The 16,411-nt window shown below is 63.7% G+C and carries 14 protein-coding genes; 9 read left to right on the top strand and 5 right to left on the bottom strand.

The window, feature by feature from the left end:
- Window positions 1-120 precede the first annotated feature (120 nt).
- Complete coding sequence (locus tag FJ423_RS16120; RefSeq protein WP_140842971.1) at window positions 121-909, bottom strand: 3-hydroxybutyrate dehydrogenase; 789 nt, start codon at window positions 907-909, stop codon at window positions 121-123.
- A gap of 242 nt (window positions 910-1,151) precedes the next feature.
- Between FJ423_RS16120 and FJ423_RS16115 the strand changes: the two genes are divergently transcribed.
- From FJ423_RS16115 to FJ423_RS16105, 3 genes are all read left to right on the top strand, one after another.
- Complete coding sequence (locus tag FJ423_RS16115; RefSeq protein ID WP_140633071.1) at window positions 1,152-1,940, top strand: acetoacetate decarboxylase; 789 nt, start codon at window positions 1,152-1,154, stop codon at window positions 1,938-1,940.
- Window positions 1,933-3,093: a patatin-like phospholipase family protein gene (locus FJ423_RS16110; RefSeq protein ID WP_140842969.1), complete on the top strand. Its 1,161-nt coding sequence runs from the start codon at window positions 1,933-1,935 to the stop codon at window positions 3,091-3,093. The genes FJ423_RS16115 and FJ423_RS16110 overlap by 8 nt, the downstream gene beginning before the upstream one ends.
- Before the next feature lie 185 nt (window positions 3,094-3,278).
- Window positions 3,279-4,121: an MFS transporter gene (locus FJ423_RS16105; protein ID WP_140842966.1), complete on the top strand. Its 843-nt coding sequence runs from the start codon at window positions 3,279-3,281 to the stop codon at window positions 4,119-4,121.
- Window positions 4,122-4,276: 155 nt separating this feature from the next.
- On the opposite strand, the gene FJ423_RS16100 is transcribed toward FJ423_RS16105, so the two are convergent.
- Together FJ423_RS16100 and FJ423_RS16095 are read right to left on the bottom strand one after the other, a co-directional pair.
- The gene (locus FJ423_RS16100; RefSeq protein WP_140842964.1) at window positions 4,277-5,887 is read right to left on the bottom strand and encodes an inorganic phosphate transporter; all 1,611 of its coding nucleotides are present in this window, start codon (window positions 5,885-5,887) and stop codon (window positions 4,277-4,279) included.
- A gap of 135 nt (window positions 5,888-6,022) precedes the next feature.
- On the bottom strand, window positions 6,023-6,556 hold the full coding sequence (locus tag FJ423_RS16095) for a TetR family transcriptional regulator (protein ID WP_095767408.1): 534 nt from the start codon (window positions 6,554-6,556) through the stop codon (window positions 6,023-6,025).
- Between the two features lie 145 nt (window positions 6,557-6,701).
- Here FJ423_RS16095 and FJ423_RS16090 point away from each other — a divergent pair, with 145 nt between their 5' ends.
- A complete protein-coding gene (locus FJ423_RS16090) occupies window positions 6,702-8,003 on the top strand; it encodes an efflux RND transporter periplasmic adaptor subunit (protein ID WP_246680172.1) in 1,302 nt (433 codons plus the stop codon).
- Entirely contained in the window at window positions 8,000-11,083 is a 3,084-nt protein-coding gene (locus FJ423_RS16085; protein ID WP_140842962.1) for an efflux RND transporter permease subunit, read from the top strand. The genes FJ423_RS16090 and FJ423_RS16085 overlap by 4 nt, the downstream gene beginning before the upstream one ends.
- Window positions 11,084-11,220: 137 nt before the next feature.
- On the opposite strand, the gene FJ423_RS16080 is transcribed toward FJ423_RS16085, so the two are convergent.
- Window positions 11,221-11,676, bottom strand: a complete 456-nt coding sequence (locus tag FJ423_RS16080; RefSeq protein ID WP_140842960.1) for a L,D-transpeptidase — start codon at window positions 11,674-11,676, stop codon at window positions 11,221-11,223.
- Window positions 11,677-12,024: 348 nt separating this feature from the next.
- On the opposite strand from FJ423_RS16080, the gene FJ423_RS16075 reads away from it, so the two are divergent.
- A complete protein-coding gene (locus tag FJ423_RS16075) occupies window positions 12,025-12,357 on the top strand; it encodes a hypothetical protein (protein ID WP_140842958.1) in 333 nt (110 codons plus the stop codon).
- Window positions 12,358-12,388: 31 nt separating this feature from the next.
- Window positions 12,389-12,553, top strand: a complete 165-nt coding sequence (locus FJ423_RS33565; RefSeq protein ID WP_181174806.1) for a hypothetical protein — start codon at window positions 12,389-12,391, stop codon at window positions 12,551-12,553.
- A 74-nt stretch (window positions 12,554-12,627) separates the two neighbouring features.
- Here the strand turns inward: FJ423_RS33565 and FJ423_RS16070 are convergent, their stop codons facing one another.
- Window positions 12,628-13,329 (bottom strand): response regulator transcription factor, encoded by a 702-nt coding sequence (locus FJ423_RS16070; RefSeq protein WP_140692892.1) that lies wholly within the window; start codon window positions 13,327-13,329, stop codon window positions 12,628-12,630.
- 93 nt (window positions 13,330-13,422) lie between these two features.
- Between FJ423_RS16070 and FJ423_RS16065 the strand changes: the two genes are divergently transcribed.
- The gene (locus tag FJ423_RS16065; protein WP_246680171.1) at window positions 13,423-14,151 is read left to right on the top strand and encodes a response regulator transcription factor; all 729 of its coding nucleotides are present in this window, start codon (window positions 13,423-13,425) and stop codon (window positions 14,149-14,151) included.
- A gap of 153 nt (window positions 14,152-14,304) precedes the next feature.
- Complete coding sequence (locus FJ423_RS16060; protein WP_181174804.1) at window positions 14,305-16,407, top strand: ATP-binding protein; 2,103 nt, start codon at window positions 14,305-14,307, stop codon at window positions 16,405-16,407.
- The last annotated feature ends 4 nt before the right edge of the window (window positions 16,408-16,411 follow it).

Here is a 16,411-nt window from a genome sequence, read left to right as displayed (position 1 = left end):
GGGCTGACGCCTCACGGGGTCGTCGCGGGGAACCCCTTGCCGGAATGCTGGAACGATCACCGCCGATTGTCAAGGAAGGCGTTGCCTCCGACCGCCTTCGTTTTGCGATCGCCGTTGCGCTTACTGCGCCGTCCAGCCGCCATCCATCGGCAGGGTCGTGCCGGTCATCTGCTTGGCGGCATCCGAGCACAGGAAGAGCGTCAGCGCGGCAAGCTCCTCGACGGTGACGAACTCCTTGGTCGGCTGCGCCGCGAGCAGCACGTCGTGCTTGACCTGCTCCTCGGTCATGCCGCGCGCCTTCATCGTGTCGGGAATCTGCTTTTCGACCAAAGGCGTCCAGACATAGCCGGGCGCGATCGCGTTCACGGTGATGCCGTCCTGCGCCACTTCCAGCGCCACCGTCTTGGTCAGGCCGGCGATGCCGTGCTTGGCCGAGACATAGGCCGATTTGAACGGCGAGGCGACCAGCGCATGCGCCGAAGCCGTGTTGATGATGCGGCCCCATTTGCGGCTCTTCATGCCGGGCACCGCCGCCTTGATGGCGTAGAAGGCGGCCAGGAGATTGATGCGGATGATGGCTTCCCATTTGTCGTCGGGAAATTCCTCGATCGGCGCGACATGCTGGATGCCGGCATTGTTGACCAGGATGTCGAGGCTGCCGAACGCCGCCTCGGCCTCGTGGATCATGGCGGTGACGGCGGCGCCGTCCATCATGTTGGCGCCCGAATAGCGGCACTTGACGCCGAAATCCTTTTCGATGCCGGCCCGCTCCTGCTCGATCGCCGCCGCGTCGCCCAAGCCGTTGATGGTGATGTTTGCGCCCTCCGCGGCGAAGGCACGCGCGATTGCAAGGCCGATGCCGCTGGTCGAGCCGGTGACGAGCGCATTCTTCGAAGACAGGGAACCCATGGGAGATCTCGCAAGAGGTGGGAGGGACTTATCAACGCAACGAGTCAGGAGAGCAGATAGTTGGTGCAATGCAGCACGACAATGGCACGGCCATGTGTCGGCTCGATTACAGCGCGGCAGCGCCATTTTGCCGGCTCCGTGGCGGCGTGTCGCCGGGCTGACACGGCACTGTCATGCTGCCATGCAACATATTTGCCAGCGCATTCGCGCGGGTCATTTCAAACCTTACTGGGGCACCAGCCATGGAAATCGCCGATGTTGTGAAGCGCGCCTATGCCATGCCGCTCACCAACCCGTCCTTCCCGCCCGGCCCTTATCGTTTCTTCGACCGCGAATACATCATCATCACCTACCGCACGACGCGCGAGGCGCTGGAAGCCGTCGTGCCGGCGCCGCTCGAGATCGACGAGCCGCTGGTCAAATACGAATTCATCCGCATGCCGGACTCGACCGGTTTCGGCGACTACACCGAGACCGGCCAGGTCATCCCGGTGCGCTACAAGGGCCAGCACGGCGGCTACGTGCATTCCATGTATCTCGACGACGACGCGCCGATCGCCGGCGGCCGCGAGCTCTGGGGTTTCCCGAAAAAGCTCGCCAACCCCAAGATCGTGCATGAGGGCGAGGTGGTGGTCGGCACATTGCATTATGGCAGCGTGCTCTGCGCCACCGGCACCATGGGCTACAAGCACCGCGAAGCCGACCACGACCAGGTGCTCGCCTCGCTCGCCGCGCCCAACTTCCTTATCAAGATCATCCCGCACGTCGACGGCAGCCCACGCATCTGCGAGCTGGTCCGCTACTACCTCACCGACATCACACTGAAGGAAGCCTGGACGGCGCCCGCCGCGCTCGACCTTCGGCCGCATGTCATGGCCGATGTCGCCAAGCTGCCTGTGCTCGACATCGTCTCGGCCGTTCACTTCACCGCCGATCTGACGCTGGGTCTCGGCGAAGTCGTGCATGATTATCTCGCGGACCGCGGCCGATCGGCTGCCGGCGCGAAGGAACTGGAGAAAGCCGGTGCTTGAGCGTACCCGCAACAAGGCGGCCGCCGCCACCATCCAGGAAATCACGGCGCAATATGACCGCATCGCTCTGGTCTTCCAGGGCGGCGGCGCGCTCGGCGCCTATCAGGCAGGGGTCTATCAGGCGCTTGCCGACGCCGGCTGCGAGCCGACCTGGCTGTCCGGCGTCTCGATTGGCGCCATCAACGCCTCGATCATCGCCGGCAACGAGCCTAGCCGCCGCCTGCAGCGGCTGGAGCAGTTCTGGCAGACGATCTCGGGCCGCAAGATATGGGCCTATACGCCCGAGGGCGACATCTATCGCGATATCCGCAACCAGACCTCGTCATTGATGACCATGACGATGGGCCAGCCGGGCTTCTTCAAGCCGCGCAGCCCGAACCCCTGGTTCCAGCTGGCGGGAGCCGAAGGCGCCACCAGCTTCTACGACACCGCCGAGCTCAAGGACACGCTGGAAAGCCTGATCGACTTCGACGTGCTGAACGACGGCAAGAAGCGCTTGAGCGTCGGCGCGGTCAATGTCAGGACCGGCAACTTCGTCTATTTCGACACCGACAAGGTGCGCATCGGGCCGGAGCACATCATGGCGAGCGGCGCGCTGCCGCCGGCCTTCCCCTCGATCCGCATCGAAGGCGAGTATTACTGGGACGGCGGCATCGTCTCCAACACGCCGCTGCAATACCTGCTCGACCAGGAGGAGGACCGCTCCTCGCTGGTGTTCCAGGTCGATCTGTTCAGCGCCCGCGGCGTGTTGCCGCGCGGCTTGGCCGACGTCTTGTCGCGCCATAAGGACATCATGTATTCCAGCCGCACGCGCCAGAACACCGACAACTTCCAGCGCATCCATGCGCTCAAGATGAAGCTGCTCGACGCGCTGAAGCGCGTGCCGCCGGACCAGCTCAAGGATGGCGAGAAGGAATTGATAGCCGACTATTCCGACGCAGGCGTGGTCAACATCGTCCACCTGATCTATCAGCACAAAGGCTATGAAGGCCACGCGAAGGACTACGAGTTCTCCGGCACCTCGATGCGCGAGCACTGGGAAATGGGCCTGGAAGACACCGAGCGCACGCTGCGTCACAAGAAGTGGCTGATGCTGCCCGACAACGCCGACGGCGTGACCATCCACGACCTGCATCGCGAAGATCCGACCTGATATTTGCATCCGCCACAAGCGGAGCAATCTCGGGAAAAAGTCACAGCGGCCGCTCGCCTGGGAGCCCGCAAACTGTGAAGCTCTGCTTCACAGGCCATCAACATTGTCGCGGATAGCCGCCTCGCGGAGAGCGGGCTTACATCTGGGCGTCAGCAAAATGCGCTGGGCTCAATGGAGTACCGCCGATGACCGCCGAAGCTGTTTCCCCTGCCGTCGTTCCATTGCGTGACGCCTGGCGAGGCTTGCTGTGGTTTGTGCCGCTCACAACGCTGTGGCTACTCTTGATCTATCGTTGGCCGGCGATCCCGGAGAGCGGCGTTCCGACCACGTTCCACCAGCTCGCGGCCCACGGGCTCATCGCCCTGGGATTGTGGCTCGGCCTCGAACATACGAGCCTGACACCGGGTCAACGTTGCGCGACTTGGCTGGCAATCATGATCCCGGATACGCTGTGGTTCGCCGTCGCTTGGAGCGCCGCGATCAATGGCATCTTCCATCCGGACGCCACGGCTTTACCGGCGTTGCCATCGGCCATCTTCCTGCCGGTGATCATCGGTGCGCCGCTGTTGCTGTTCTCCAGGCGGGTCGGGCAGGTGCTCGATGCAATGCCGGCGAGCTGGCTCGTCGCGGTTCAGCTCTACCGCGTATTCGGCAGTTGGGCGCTCGCGGCGTGGCTGCATGGTGCGCTGCCCGGCGTATTCGCGGTGCCGGCAGGCGTCGGCGACGTGCTGACAGGGCTGTTCGCATTGCCTGCGGCGATCGCGGTGGCTACCGGCACAGCCGGGGGCCGGAGGGCAGCAATTCTCTGGAATATCCTCGGCCTTGCCGATTTCGCTGTCGCGATCACCATGGGCATAATCACCTCGCCCGGCCCGTGGCAGTTGATCGTTCCGGATGTGCTGAGCATCGGCGCTGGCGATTATCCGGGTGTGCTGACCCCTGCTTTCGTGGTGCCAAGCTCAATCCTGCTGCATGTTTTGTCGCTGCGCCAGCTGCGCCGCCTTAGAGCAATTCCAGGAAAAGTGTGAGCGGTTTTTCGTCCGGAATTGCGCAAAACAAAGAGATAGAGCGGTTCGCCGTTTCCGTGAAACGGTGAACCGCTCTAGCTCGCAGGGCAGAAGTTGCGCGGCGGTGGAAAGAAACGGCGCCGCCAGCCGCGCCGTTTCCTTGAGGACCTTCCTGCTCAGAACACGTGGCGGAGGATCACGAACAGCACAAAGGCCAGCGCGATCGAGCAGGGCAGCGTGAGCACCCAGGCCAGCAGCAGGTTGCGCACGGTCGACCATTGCAGGCCGGAACCGTTGGCTGCCATGGTGCCGGCGACGCCGGACGACAGCACGTGCGTCGTCGACACCGGCAGGCCGAAACGGTCGGCCATGCCGATGGTGATCATCGCGACCAGCTCGGCGGCGGCGCCCTGACCATAAGTCAGGTGGCTCTTGCCGATCTTCTCGCCGACGGTGACGACGATGCGCTTCCAGCCGACCATGGTGCCGAGGCCGAGCGCCAGCGCCACGGCGATCTTCACCCAGAGCGGAATGAACTTCGTCGCGTTGTCGACCGCCTTGTGGTAGTCGGTCACCGCCTTGAGATCGGCGTCCTGCATCGGCAGCAGCTTCTTCTTGTCGATCAGCTTCAGCGCTTCGCCGATCAGGTAGATGTCGTTGCGCGCGTTGCTGACAAGGTCGGTCGGCACGTTATTGACCGAGGCGTAAGGCTGCAGCCCGGCGGTGGTGTTGTGGATATAGGTCTGCAGCGCGATCGTGGTCTGATCGTTCCAGCTCTTGCTGCGCACGGCCTCCTGCACGGCAGCCTTGGCAGCATTGGCATCGGCGACAGCAACGCCAGGCTTGAGGTACTTGCCCAGAGCCTGCTCGACAGACACCGAGGCCGCCTTGTAGGCGTCGAGATAGTTGATGTCGGGCGTGCGGTTGAGCGCGTAAGCTGTCGGCACCACGCCGATCAGGATAAGCATGATCAGCCCCATGCCCTTCTGGCCGTCATTGGAGCCGTGCGCGAAGCTGACGCCGGTGCAGGTGAAGATCAGCAGCGCGCGGATCCACCATGGCGGCGGCGCATTGCCCTTCGGCGCTTCATAGAGCGCCGGATTGCGCACCAGGAGCTTCATGGCATAGAGCAGGATGGCGGCGGCGAAGAAGCCGACGATCGGCGAGACCAGCAAGGTGATGCCGACATTGGTCGCCTGCCCCCAGTCGACGCCGCTGGTGGCGCTTCCGGCCGGTGCCATGAACTGGTTGGCGAGGCCGACGCCGATGATCGAGCCGACCATCGTATGCGAGCTCGAGGCCGGCAGGCCGAGGAACCAGGTGCCGAGGTTCCACAGGATGGCGGCGACCAGAAGGGCGAACACCATGGCGAAGCCGGATGACGAGCCGACCTGCAGGATGAGCTCGACCGGCAGCAGCGACAGGATGCCGAAGGCCACCGCGCCGCTCGAGGTCAGCACCCCGAGGAAATTGAAGACGCCCGACCACATGACGGCGAATTCGGCCGGCAGCGAGCGCGTGTAGATGACGGTGGCGACCGCGTTGGCGGTATCGTGGAAGCCGTTGACGAATTCGAAGCCCAGCGCGATCAGAAGCGCGATCCCAAGCAGGATCCAGGGCACCGTCTTGGCGATGGCCAGATCCTGGCTGAGCGCATAGCCGACATAGACGATGCCGACGAGCACCAGCACGCCGAAAGTCGGCAGGAACCATTTGGCACCGCCCGATTGTTCCAGGGGATGATCCGGTCTCGGGATCCCCGCTTCACTCGAAACTACGTCCACCATTGTCCCACTCCTTTTGCATTGCAGCAAAGAACCGGGGAGGACGCTATGTCCCTAGGATGAAGCTGGTGTGACGCTCTTAACCGTTTGGTCACCACCACTACCAAGCCGTTTGGTCACCACCAAACCGTTGGTGACCTATCCGGCTATCTTCAGGAGCGAGGACACCAGAAGCTTGCGCTCGTCTTCTGAGAGCACGTCTGAATCGAACAGATTCATGCTGCGCATCCCTTCGATGGCGAGAAAGCAGACCAGCAGCGAGCCGAGGTCGTCCGTCTCCCCCTTCAGCCTTTCGAACAGCTGGCGCTTGAAGGCCTTGATCGGTGTCAGAAAATCGGGATCCTCCGCAATCGCCGAGAACATCCACGACGCCGATGGTTTCGGCCGCTCGCAGTCGTCGGCAGACAGCTTGATATAGGCTGAGAGGACGCTCTCGTGGCCGGCCTCGGTGGCGCGTGTTTCCAGCGCCTTCTGGAAGTCGTTGAGATAGCTTTCGACGAGCCCCTGCATCAGCTTGGCTTTGGTCGGAAAATTATAGAGCAGGCCGCCCTTCGACACGCCGGCGCGGCTTGCGACCGCCTCGAGCGACAGGCTTCCCGGACCAGCCTCGCGCGCCACGTCGGCAGCGGCGGCAAGTATCTTTTCGCGCGAGTTCGCCCTGGGTACTCTCATCGCGCCTCCCCGTACATTAGCTTAGGCAGAATTGACAAGACCGTCCAGCCGGTACAGTAAAGCGCGCCGATTTGAAATCGGGACTTATCGTCGATATGTGCCCCGGCATCGATTGATTTGCCGGTTGCCGGCCCAGGGGACCACCGTGAAGCGCTTTTTCATCATCGCCGGATTTTTGCTGCTGCTTGCCTTGGTGTGCGTCGGCATCGTTGGTTTCAACTTCATGCGCGACGCCGGCATCAAGCAGTATTTCGCCACCATGAAGCCGCCGGCCGCGACGGTGTCGACAGTGACGGTCAAGCCTTCGGTATGGACCCCCGGCATCGAGGCCATCGGCACCGTCAACGCCGTGCGCGGCGTCGATCTCACCCTCGAGACGAGCGGCATCGTTAGGGACATCCTTTTCCACGCCAACCAGAAGGTTGCCGCCGACGCGGTGTTGGTGCAGCTCGACGATGCCGTCGAGAAAGCCGATCTGGTGGCGCAGAAGGCGCAGGCCGCCTCGGACCAGGCGGCGCTGACCCGCGCGATCGAATTACAGCGGCGCGGCGTCGGCACCGACGCGACGCTTGACGCTGCGCGTGCCGCGGCTGACGCCTCGGCCGCGCAGGTCAACAAGCTGCAGGCGGTGCTCGATCAGAAGCAATTATCCGCACCCTTCGGCGGCACGGTCGGTATCCCGAAGATCGACATCGGCCAGTATCTGGCGCCAGGCAATGCGGTGGTGACGATCCAGGACCTGGGCACGATGCGGGTCGACTTCACGGTACCCGAACAGCAGCTGCCGCTGCTCAAGATCGGCCAGACCATCAAGCTCGGCACCAATCTCGCCGATATGTCATTTGCCGGCTCCATTCGCGGCATCGACCCCAAGATCGATCCCGCCAGCCGGCTGGTCTCGATTCGCGGCGAGGTCGCCAATCCGGAAGGCAAGCTGACGCCTGGCCAGTTCGTCCAGATCCGTGTCGAGCTGCCGCAGGAAAACAATGTCATTTCCGTGCCGCAGACGGCGGTGACGACCAGCCTCTATGGCGATTATGTCTTCGTGGTCGAGCCGGCGAAGCCCGCAGCCGCTGCCGCGCCGGCGAAGCCGGATGAGCAGAAGGTTAGCGCCGATAAGGCGGCCGGCGATGCCGCCAAGCCGCAGGCGGACGCCACCAAGCCAGCCGACAACGCCGCAAACCCGGCGGACGCGAAGCCGGCCGACAAAGCGGCCGGCGACGCCGCCAAGCCGGCCGAGGCCGCGCAGCAGCCTGCGCTCACCATCTCGCAGGTCTTCGTCAAGCTCGGCCGCCGCAACAACGGCATGGTTGAGATCGTCGAGGGCCTCAAGGACGGCGACCAGGTCGTCACGGCCGGCCAGAACCGGCTCTTCAACGGCATGTCGGTTGCCGTCGACAACACCATCGATCCCAGCAAATCGGCGAACAAACAGGTTCAGCAATGACCTTTTCCGACCTTTTCATCCGCCGGCCCGTGCTGTCGACGGTGCTGGCCTGCCTGATCCTGCTGCTCGGTTTCCAGGGCATCTTCGGCCTGTCGATCCGCCAATATCCTAAGGTTGACGAGACGGCGATCACCATCACCACGGCCTATCCCGGCGCCAGTGCCGACCTGATCCAGGGCTTCATATCGGCCCCGATCGCGCGCGCCGTCGCCTCGACCGAAAACATCGATTACGTCACCTCGTCCAGCCGTCCGTCCTCGAGCACGGTCACGGTGCAGATGAAGCTCGGCTCCAATCCGGACGTCGCGCTGGCAGAGGTGCTGTCCAAGGTCCAGGGCGTGCGCGGCACCTTGCCGGACGCCTCCAAGGATCCGGTCATCGTCAAGGGCACCGGCCAGCAGTTCGCGATGATGTACATCTCGATGCAGAACCCGAACATGACGAAGGAGCAGCTCACCGAATATATCGAGCGCGTCATCCGGCCTCGCATCTCGACCGTGGAAGGTGTCGCCGACGTCCAGATCTTCGGCGCCCAGGAATATTCCATGCGCGTCTGGATCGACCCGATCAGGCTTGCCGCCCGCGGCGCCACCGCCGTGGACGTGCTGACCGCGATCAACAACTCGAACTTCCTGTCGGCGCCCGGCAACACCGAGAACGAATATGTGGTCTCCTCGATCACCGTGCATTCGACCCTGCAGACGCCTGAGGCCTTCGCCCAGCTCCCGATACGCTCGACGGATGGCCAGGTAGTGCGCCTGCGCGACGTCGCGCATGTCGAGCTCGGCGCGAAAAACACCGACACCAGGGTGAGCTTCAACGGCAAGCCGGGAACCTTCCTGGCCATCTTCCCGACGCCTGCGGCCAACCCGCTGACGACCGCCGCCGCGGTCACCCGGCTCGTGCCGCAGATCCAGGAGACGCTGCCGAAAGGCATGACGATCGAGGTCGTCTACGACGCCACTGGCCAGATCAGCGCCTCGATCGAGGAAGTGTTCAAGACCATCGGCGAAGCCGTCGCCATCGTCATCGTGGTCATCCTCCTGTTCCTGGGCTCGTTCCGCTCGGTGATGATGCCGATCGTGACGATCCCGCTATCGCTGATCGGCGTCTGCTTCATCCTGTTTGCGGTCGGTTATTCGATCAACCTTCTGTCGCTGCTGGCCATGGTGCTGGCGATCGGCCTTGTCGTGGACGACGCCATCGTGGTGGTGGAGAACATCCACCGCCACATGGAGGAAGACGGCATGTCGCCGATGCAGGCGGCCTTCAACGGCATGCGCGAGATCGCGACGGCCATCGTGGCGATGACCATCACGCTGGCCGCCGTGTTCGCCCCGCTTGCCTTCACCGGCGGCCTGACCGGCGCGCTGTTCCGCGAATTCGCGGTGACGCTGGCCGGCTCGGTGGTGTTGTCGGGCGTGATCGCCATGACAATCACGCCGATGATGTCCGCTCGCCTGCTGAAGCCGGGCCAGCACGGCCGCTTCCAGCGGATCGTCGACGGAACCTTCAGCCGCGTCGAGCGCGTCTACGAACGGGCGGTCACCGCTTCGCTCAGGAACCGCCCGGTGACGCTGATCATCGTCGTCGCCCTCGTGGCGCTGACCGGCTTCATGTTCACCAAGACTTCGACTGAGCTGGCGCCGGAAGAAGATCAGGGTTTCCTGCTCTCGATCGTCACCGCGCCGCGCTATGCGACATCGGATTACACCGAGGCCTACGTCAATCAGATGCTTGGCCTGGTGAAAGACATTCCCGAGACCAGGGCGCAATTCTCCGCCGTCGCCTTCGGCGGCGCGACCAACGGCGCCTTCGTCGGCTTCGCCTTCAAGGACTGGGCAGAGCGCAAGCGCAGTTCGAAGGAGCTCCAGGCCGACATTCAAGGCCGCCTCGCCAAGGTCGCCGGCGTCGAAGCCTTCGTCTTCGCGCCGCCGACGCTGCCCGGCTCCGGCGGCGGCCTGCCGATTTCCATGGTGGTACGCTCCACCGGAGCTCCCTCTGAGGTCTTCGAGCAGGCGGAGAAGATCAAGAGCAAGGCGCAGGCTTCCGGCCGCTTCATCGTCGTGCAGAACTCGATGTCTTACGACGCGCCGCAGGTGACCGTGACCATCGACCGTGAGCGCGCGGCAGCATTGAACCTGCCGATCGCCGATATCGGCAATACGCTGACGCTGCTTGTGGGCGGCTCCGAAGTGGCGCAGTTCGACCGCGACTCCAACAGCTACGACATCATCCCGCAGGTGCCGCAGGAATTCCGCGACAATCCCGACAAGCTCGGCGAGTATTTCGTGCGCAGTGTCGACGGCAAGATGGTGCCGTTGTCGGCGGTCGTGAAGATCTCGACCAATGCCTCGCCGGCGGCCATCGAGCAGTTCAACCAGCTGAACTCCTCAACGATCTCGGCCTTGCCTCTGCCTGGCGTGACCACCGGCGACGGGCTGAAGGTGCTGGAGGACCTCGCTAAGGAGACCCTGCCCGACACCTTCTTCGTCGACTATTCCGGCCAGTCGCGGCAGGAGAAGGAGCAGGGCAACACCATCCTGATCGCCTTCGCGGCGGCGGTGATCGTCATCTACCTGGTGCTGGCGGCCCAGTTCGAGAGCTTCCGCGATCCGCTTATCATCATGATGGCGGTGCCGCTGTCGATCTTCGGCGCGATCGTGCCGCTCAACATCGGCCTGGGGACGCTCAACATCTACACCCAGGTCGGCCTGATCACGCTCATCGGCCTGATCACCAAGCACGGCATTCTGCTGGTGGAATTTGCCAATCAGCAGCGTGAAATCCATGGCATGCGGCGCCGCGACGCCATCATCGCTTCGGCCAAGGTGCGCCTGCGGCCGATCCTGATGACCACGGCGGCCATGGCGCTCGGCGTCGTGCCGCTGATCGTCTCCAGCGGCGCCGGTGCTGCCGCGCGCTATTCGATGGGCCTGGTCATCTTCACCGGCATCCTGGTCGGCACGATGTTCACGCTCTTCGTCGTGCCGATGTTCTACACTTTCATCGCCAGCAAGGACCTGCCGCATCTCGCCGAGAAGCCCGATCCGAAGCTGATGCCGGCGCTGCCGAGCTGAGACGGCAACCGAAGCGAAAAACAAAGAGGCCGGAAAATTCCGGCCTCTTTTTTTGGCGGCTGCCTCACGGCTTCTCGATGGGTGGAAGGCGGCAACCTGCCTGCTACTCTTACCTAGCCGGTTGCTTGGCCAGGGCGTTACTTGACAATGACGATGCTGGTGTTGCCGGGGCCGAAGGCCTCGACGAATTGATAGAAATCGGCCGCCGCATCGGGATGCAGCCGCACGCAGCCATGGGAAGCGGGACGGCCGAGATGGCTGATGGCATAGGTGGCGTGGACGGCATAGCCGCCTCTGAAGAAGACCGAATGCGGCATCGGCGCGTTGTCGTATTTTTTCGAATACCACATCTCGTGCAAGCGGGTCGGCTTGAACGAGCCAGTCGGCGTGATGTGCCCTCTGCTGCCGGTCGAGACCTTCCAGATGTAGGTCGGGCGGCCATCGACCGTGACTTCCATGATCTGCTGCGACAGCGAAACCTTGGCGACGAGCTGGTTGGCGTGGGCGGCATTGCCGGCGCCGAACAGAAGCGCCGCGCCGGTGAGCGCGGCGGCGGTGATATGGATAAGCTTGGCCGAAATGGCGGTGCGCATGACGATCCCTCTGTTTTTTGCCGTTGTGTCCGGCTTCAATTTCGATGGGGCCTTATCGTGCTCGTCCGTTTCAGACCTATTTCGCTTAATACTCGTTTCTGTTTCGAATTCGTTTCTGCAAATTAACAGCGAGGCCGGTTGAGCAGTACCGCGGACCTTTGCGAGAGGTGGCGGTCAGGCGTCGCACAATCGGCTTCGGCCAGAAACGAAAGTTCATTTTATATGTATATGAAAGACTAGGACCCACTTTCGAAACCGATCTGCAACAAAATGCATCTGCGGCGGCATGATTTGGATACAGGCCGGCATCAAATTTGACGCAACGGGAACAGACATCCACAAACGAAAATGGGCAGGAAATCGAAACTCCGCTCCTGGTTTCTCAGGATCAGCGTCGCGGCGATCGTGCTCGGCGGCGCCGGCTCGGTAGCCGGCAAGCCGGCGACGACGCTGGCGGCGATGACTTCCGGCGAGGTTTCGACGCTGCACATGGCTCTGTTCATCGCCACGGTCTGGATTTTGTCCAGCCTGCGCGTCCACCGGCTGAAGGCCTTCTGGCGGGTCGGCCTCCGGTTGATGAGGACGCGCGGCCCCTCCGGCTACTTGCTGCCGAGAGGACCGAAGGCCCGCGCCGCAGCGGGGGGCTCCGTCAGCGGCGCGGGCGCTTCGGGAGTTTCCTGAAGCCCGATTTCGAGATCGAGGATTTGAAGAGATGAAGACGAAACTTGCCGCCTCGGTGCTTTCCGCGCTGCTTTACGCGCAGGGTTTGCTGGGCTTTGCCGCTCTTGCGACGGTATTGCTAAAGGATCGCGCCCAGGCCGGGATAACCGTCAGCGCGAACGTTCCAACTGGACCCTCGGTCATCGTCGTGCGCTGAACGCCAGGCGTTGTCGGACCCAAATGATCACCGCTTTGGGGAATCCGATGCTCAAAAGCCTCACTGATCAAAGCTTACTCGTTGCGTGGAACCGGCGGATCGAAACGATAGCCGGCGCCCCTGATGGTGGTGATAGTCTCGGTGTCGAGCTTGCGGCGCAGCCGCACGATGCGCGAATCGATCGATCGGTCGAAAGCGTCGGCATTCTCCGCCGGCGCCGCGGCAATGATATCGTCGCGCGTCAGCACCTTGCGCGGGCTGGCCAGGAACAGCTTGAGCAGCGCCACCTGGCCCGGGGAAAGCTGCTCCTCCGCGCCCGAGCGATGCATCACCATGGCCGACCGCAGGTCGACGGTGGCGTTTTCCAGCACGATCAGCTCGCCGCCGGCCCTGCCGCGTCTCATCAGCAGGCCGCCGATGCGCGCGGCAAGCTCGCGCACGTTGAGCGGGCTTTCGATGACGTCGGCGGCACCCAGCTCGAGCGCCAGCACCTTGTCGACAAGGTCGCGCGGCCGGCAGATCAGGATGAAGTCGGGACCGCCCTCTCCACCCCCGCCCTGGCTGCTGTAACGCCTGAGCAGTTCGCGGCCCTCGGCCTGGGTGACGTCGTCGCCGACGACCACGACATCGATGCCGCCGGCCGAAAGCAGCGTCTCCGCCTCCCAAGGCTGGCGCGCCTGGCGCACATCGTGCCCGCGCCGTTCGAGATGGTCGGCGAGATTTTTGGCCACCACCTCGGCGACGGACACAAGCGCAATGACGGATCGTGCGGCCATTTTCTTCACCCCGCCACAGACAACTCGAGATGAGTGCTGGACATCATGTTTATACCCAATCTACTTTCTGCTGAAAGCGGGAGCGAGCTCGTCGTGAAGGCACGCATCATCGTCGTCGAGGACGAACCGGATCTGAGGGAGGCTGTGGCCGAATATCTCGGCGCCAGCGGCTATGACGTCGTCATGGCCGAGAATGCTGCCGCCGCGCGCTCGCTGTTCGAGGCGCAGTCCTTCCACCTCGCCATTCTCGACATCGCCATGCCCGGCGAGGACGGGCTGTCGCTCGGCCGCTGGCTGCGCTCGAAAACGCAGATCGGCGTCATCTACGCCACGGCCGCCGGCACCGCGCTCGACCGCATCGTCGGACTGGAGCTCGGCGCCGACGATTATATCGTCAAGCCGTACGAATTGCGCGAGGTGCTGGCGCGGGTGCGCAGCGTGCTGCGCCGCGTGCCGCAGCCGGCCGAGCCGCAGCCGGGGAAGGCCGAAACCGCAAATCGCCGTTTCGTGAATTTCGGCGGCTTCCAGGCCGATTTCGACGGCCGTCTGGTCATCGGCGCCAATGGCGCGGTGATCGAGATGGCCAAAAGCGAGTTCGACGTGCTCGAGGTTTTTCTCACCCGCGCCAACCGGCTTCTGACGCGAGCGGCGATTTCGGAAGCGATCGGCTTCGTCGAGGATCCGGAATCCTCGCGCGCGGTCGACATCCGCATCATGCGGTTGCGAAAGAAGATCGAGGCCGACCCCGCCAATCCGAAATTCCTGCGCACGGTGCGCGGCGAAGGCTATATCTTCTCGCTGCCGAGCGGCGACGCCAACTAGAGCATTCCGGGAATGGCATGAAACGGCTAGGCTCGGCGCCTTGGCCGTAGCCTTCCGTCCGGAATTGCGTCAAAACAAAGCGGTAGAGCGGTTCGCCGTTTCCGTGGAACGGAGGGACGCTCTGAACGACCGACGTCCGGGCCTTGGATGACCATGACTGCTGATGCAGCACGCACCGATACGAATGGCTCGCGTCCGGGCGGCGCCGCCATGGCGGCTGTCCATGTCGTGCGCCGCCTGCGCGAGGCAGGCGACTGGCAGCGCGAGATGGACGACATATTGGCGACGATGTGCCGCAAGATGGATTGCCAGCGCGGCATCCTTTTCCGCCTGCGTGAATTGCCGGGCGAAGGCTTCGCCCAGTCCGTCGCCGCTTATTGGATCGACCCTGACTTCGGCGGCGAGCTGGCCTCGCCCACGGTGATCATGCAGTCGATCATCAACTCGGACTCGCTGCTTGAGCAGTTGCAGGAGGACGAGCGGCAAGGCAAGATTTTCTCCGGCCACACGCGCGACCTCGAGGGTTTCCTGCGGGCCGATTTCGAGAAGCAGAACATCAAGTCGTTCCTGTCCGTCTCCGTGTTCGCGCATGGCCACCTTTGGGGCACGCTGGCCATCAATGACTGCATCGCTGAGCGCGAATGGACGGATGAGGAAGAAGCGACGCTGCACATCATCGCTTTGGCCATCGGCGACGCCATCGAGCGCTCGCCATCGGAAGCGCATGCCAGTGAAGTGATCCGCCGCACCATGCTGCAGGCCTCACTGGACGCCATCATCGTCATCGACGAGACGGGTTCGATCATCGAATTCAATCCGGCTGCCGAGAAGATGTTCGGCTTCCAGCGCAGCGCAATCCTCGGCAAGGACCTGCTCGATACCATCGTTCCGGTATACTACCGCAAAGGCTATGCCTCTGGCGCCGAATACATGGCCGGCCGCGGCGCGCCGATGGTCGGCCAGCGGCTGGAGACCGTCACGCAGAACGCCGCGGGCGAGATTTTCCCGATCGAGCTGACCGCAACCGAGATGCGTGTTGCCGACCGCCGCCTGATCTTCGGCTCGATCCGCGACCTGCGCGAAAAGCTGCAGGCCGAGGAGGAGATCAACCGCCAACGCGAGAAGCTGCACCAGAACGAGAAGATGGCGGCGATGGGCTCGCTGCTCGCCGGCGTCTCGCACGAGCTCAACAATCCGCTGGCGGTGGTGGTGGCGCAGTCGACGCTGCTGCATGAATTCGCCGGCGACCCGCAAACCAAGGTGCGGGCCGAGAAGGTGCGCGCCGCCGCCGAGCGATGCGGCCGCATCGTCAAGAGCTTCCTGTCGATGGTGCGCCTGCACCCGACCGAGCAGGCCGAGACGGATCTCAACCAGGTGATGCGCTCGGCGCTCGAAGTCACCGCCTATGGGGCGCGCTCCAGCGGCATCATCATCGACACCGACTTTGCCAACGGGCCGCTGCTTGCCATGGCCGATGCCGACCATATCACCCAAGTGGCGGCCAACTTCCTCATCAACAGCCAGCATGCGCTGGCCGGCGTCACCGGCGAGCGGCGCGTCAAGGTGCGGACGTTCCGCAACGAGCACGGCAATCCGGGCTTCTCCGTCGAGGACAACGGCCCGGGCATCCCCGCGGCGATCCGCTCGCGCATCTTCGAATCCTATTTCACCACCAAGCCGGTCGGCGTCGGCACCGGCATCGGCCTGTCGATCTCGAAATCGATCGTCGAGCGCCACAAGGGCAACATCTGGTTCGAGGAGGTCGAGCCGCAAGGTGCGCGCTTCGTCGTGCAGTTGCCGGCGATCGCGGGCGGCAGCGCCGCGCCCGGCGAAGGTCCGGCGCGTTCGAGCGGGCTGCGCCACGCGCTGGTGATCGACGACGAGCCGGACGTCGCCGGCTCGTTGTCCGACATACTCGAATTGATGGGCGTGAAGTCGCGCGTCGTGGCAAGCTGGACATCGGCGGCGGACGTGTTGAACGGCTACATGCCGCCAGACATCGTTTTTTCCGATCTGCGCATGCCGGGCATCAGCGGCATTGCGATCTACCGCGAACTGCTTGCTCAGCGGCCCGCGCTGGCGCAGCGCTTCGTGCTGGTCACCGGCGATCTGATCGGCGCCAAGGCGGAAATCGAAGCGCTGCCGCCGCAGCAGCGCCCGCACATCCTGGAAAAGCCATTCTCGACGCTCGACGTCCGCGGCATCCTCTCGACCATTGCCGACGAAGCCGCCGCCGACAACGGCGCCCACATCTAAAGCG

This window comes from Mesorhizobium sp. B2-8-9 (genome assembly GCF_006439475.1).
Classification (GTDB): domain Bacteria; phylum Pseudomonadota; class Alphaproteobacteria; order Rhizobiales; family Rhizobiaceae; genus Mesorhizobium.
This window is presented reverse-complemented; position numbering and strand designations above follow the sequence as displayed.

Excerpts from the sequence above, each read along its gene's own strand:
- FJ423_RS16120 (WP_140842971.1), bottom strand. The coding sequence starts at position 909 with ATGGGTTCCCTGTCTTCGAAGAATGCGCTCGTCACCGGCTCGACCAGC.
- FJ423_RS16115 (WP_140633071.1), top strand. The coding sequence starts at position 1,152 with ATGGAAATCGCCGATGTTGTGAAGCGCGCCTATGCCATGCCGCTCACC.
- FJ423_RS16105 (WP_140842966.1), top strand. The coding sequence starts at position 3,279 with ATGACCGCCGAAGCTGTTTCCCCTGCCGTCGTTCCATTGCGTGACGCC.
- FJ423_RS16100 (WP_140842964.1), bottom strand. The coding sequence starts at position 5,887 with ATGGTGGACGTAGTTTCGAGTGAAGCGGGGATCCCGAGACCGGATCAT.
- FJ423_RS16095 (WP_095767408.1), bottom strand. The coding sequence starts at position 6,556 with ATGAGAGTACCCAGGGCGAACTCGCGCGAAAAGATACTTGCCGCCGCT.
- FJ423_RS16085 (WP_140842962.1), top strand. The coding sequence starts at position 8,000 with ATGACCTTTTCCGACCTTTTCATCCGCCGGCCCGTGCTGTCGACGGTG.
- FJ423_RS16080 (WP_140842960.1), bottom strand. The coding sequence starts at position 11,676 with ATGCGCACCGCCATTTCGGCCAAGCTTATCCATATCACCGCCGCCGCG.
- FJ423_RS16075 (WP_140842958.1), top strand. The coding sequence starts at position 12,025 with ATGGGCAGGAAATCGAAACTCCGCTCCTGGTTTCTCAGGATCAGCGTC.
- FJ423_RS33565 (WP_181174806.1), top strand. The coding sequence starts at position 12,389 with ATGAAGACGAAACTTGCCGCCTCGGTGCTTTCCGCGCTGCTTTACGCG.
- FJ423_RS16070 (WP_140692892.1), bottom strand. The coding sequence starts at position 13,329 with ATGGCCGCACGATCCGTCATTGCGCTTGTGTCCGTCGCCGAGGTGGTG.
- FJ423_RS16060 (WP_181174804.1), top strand. The coding sequence starts at position 14,305 with ATGACTGCTGATGCAGCACGCACCGATACGAATGGCTCGCGTCCGGGC.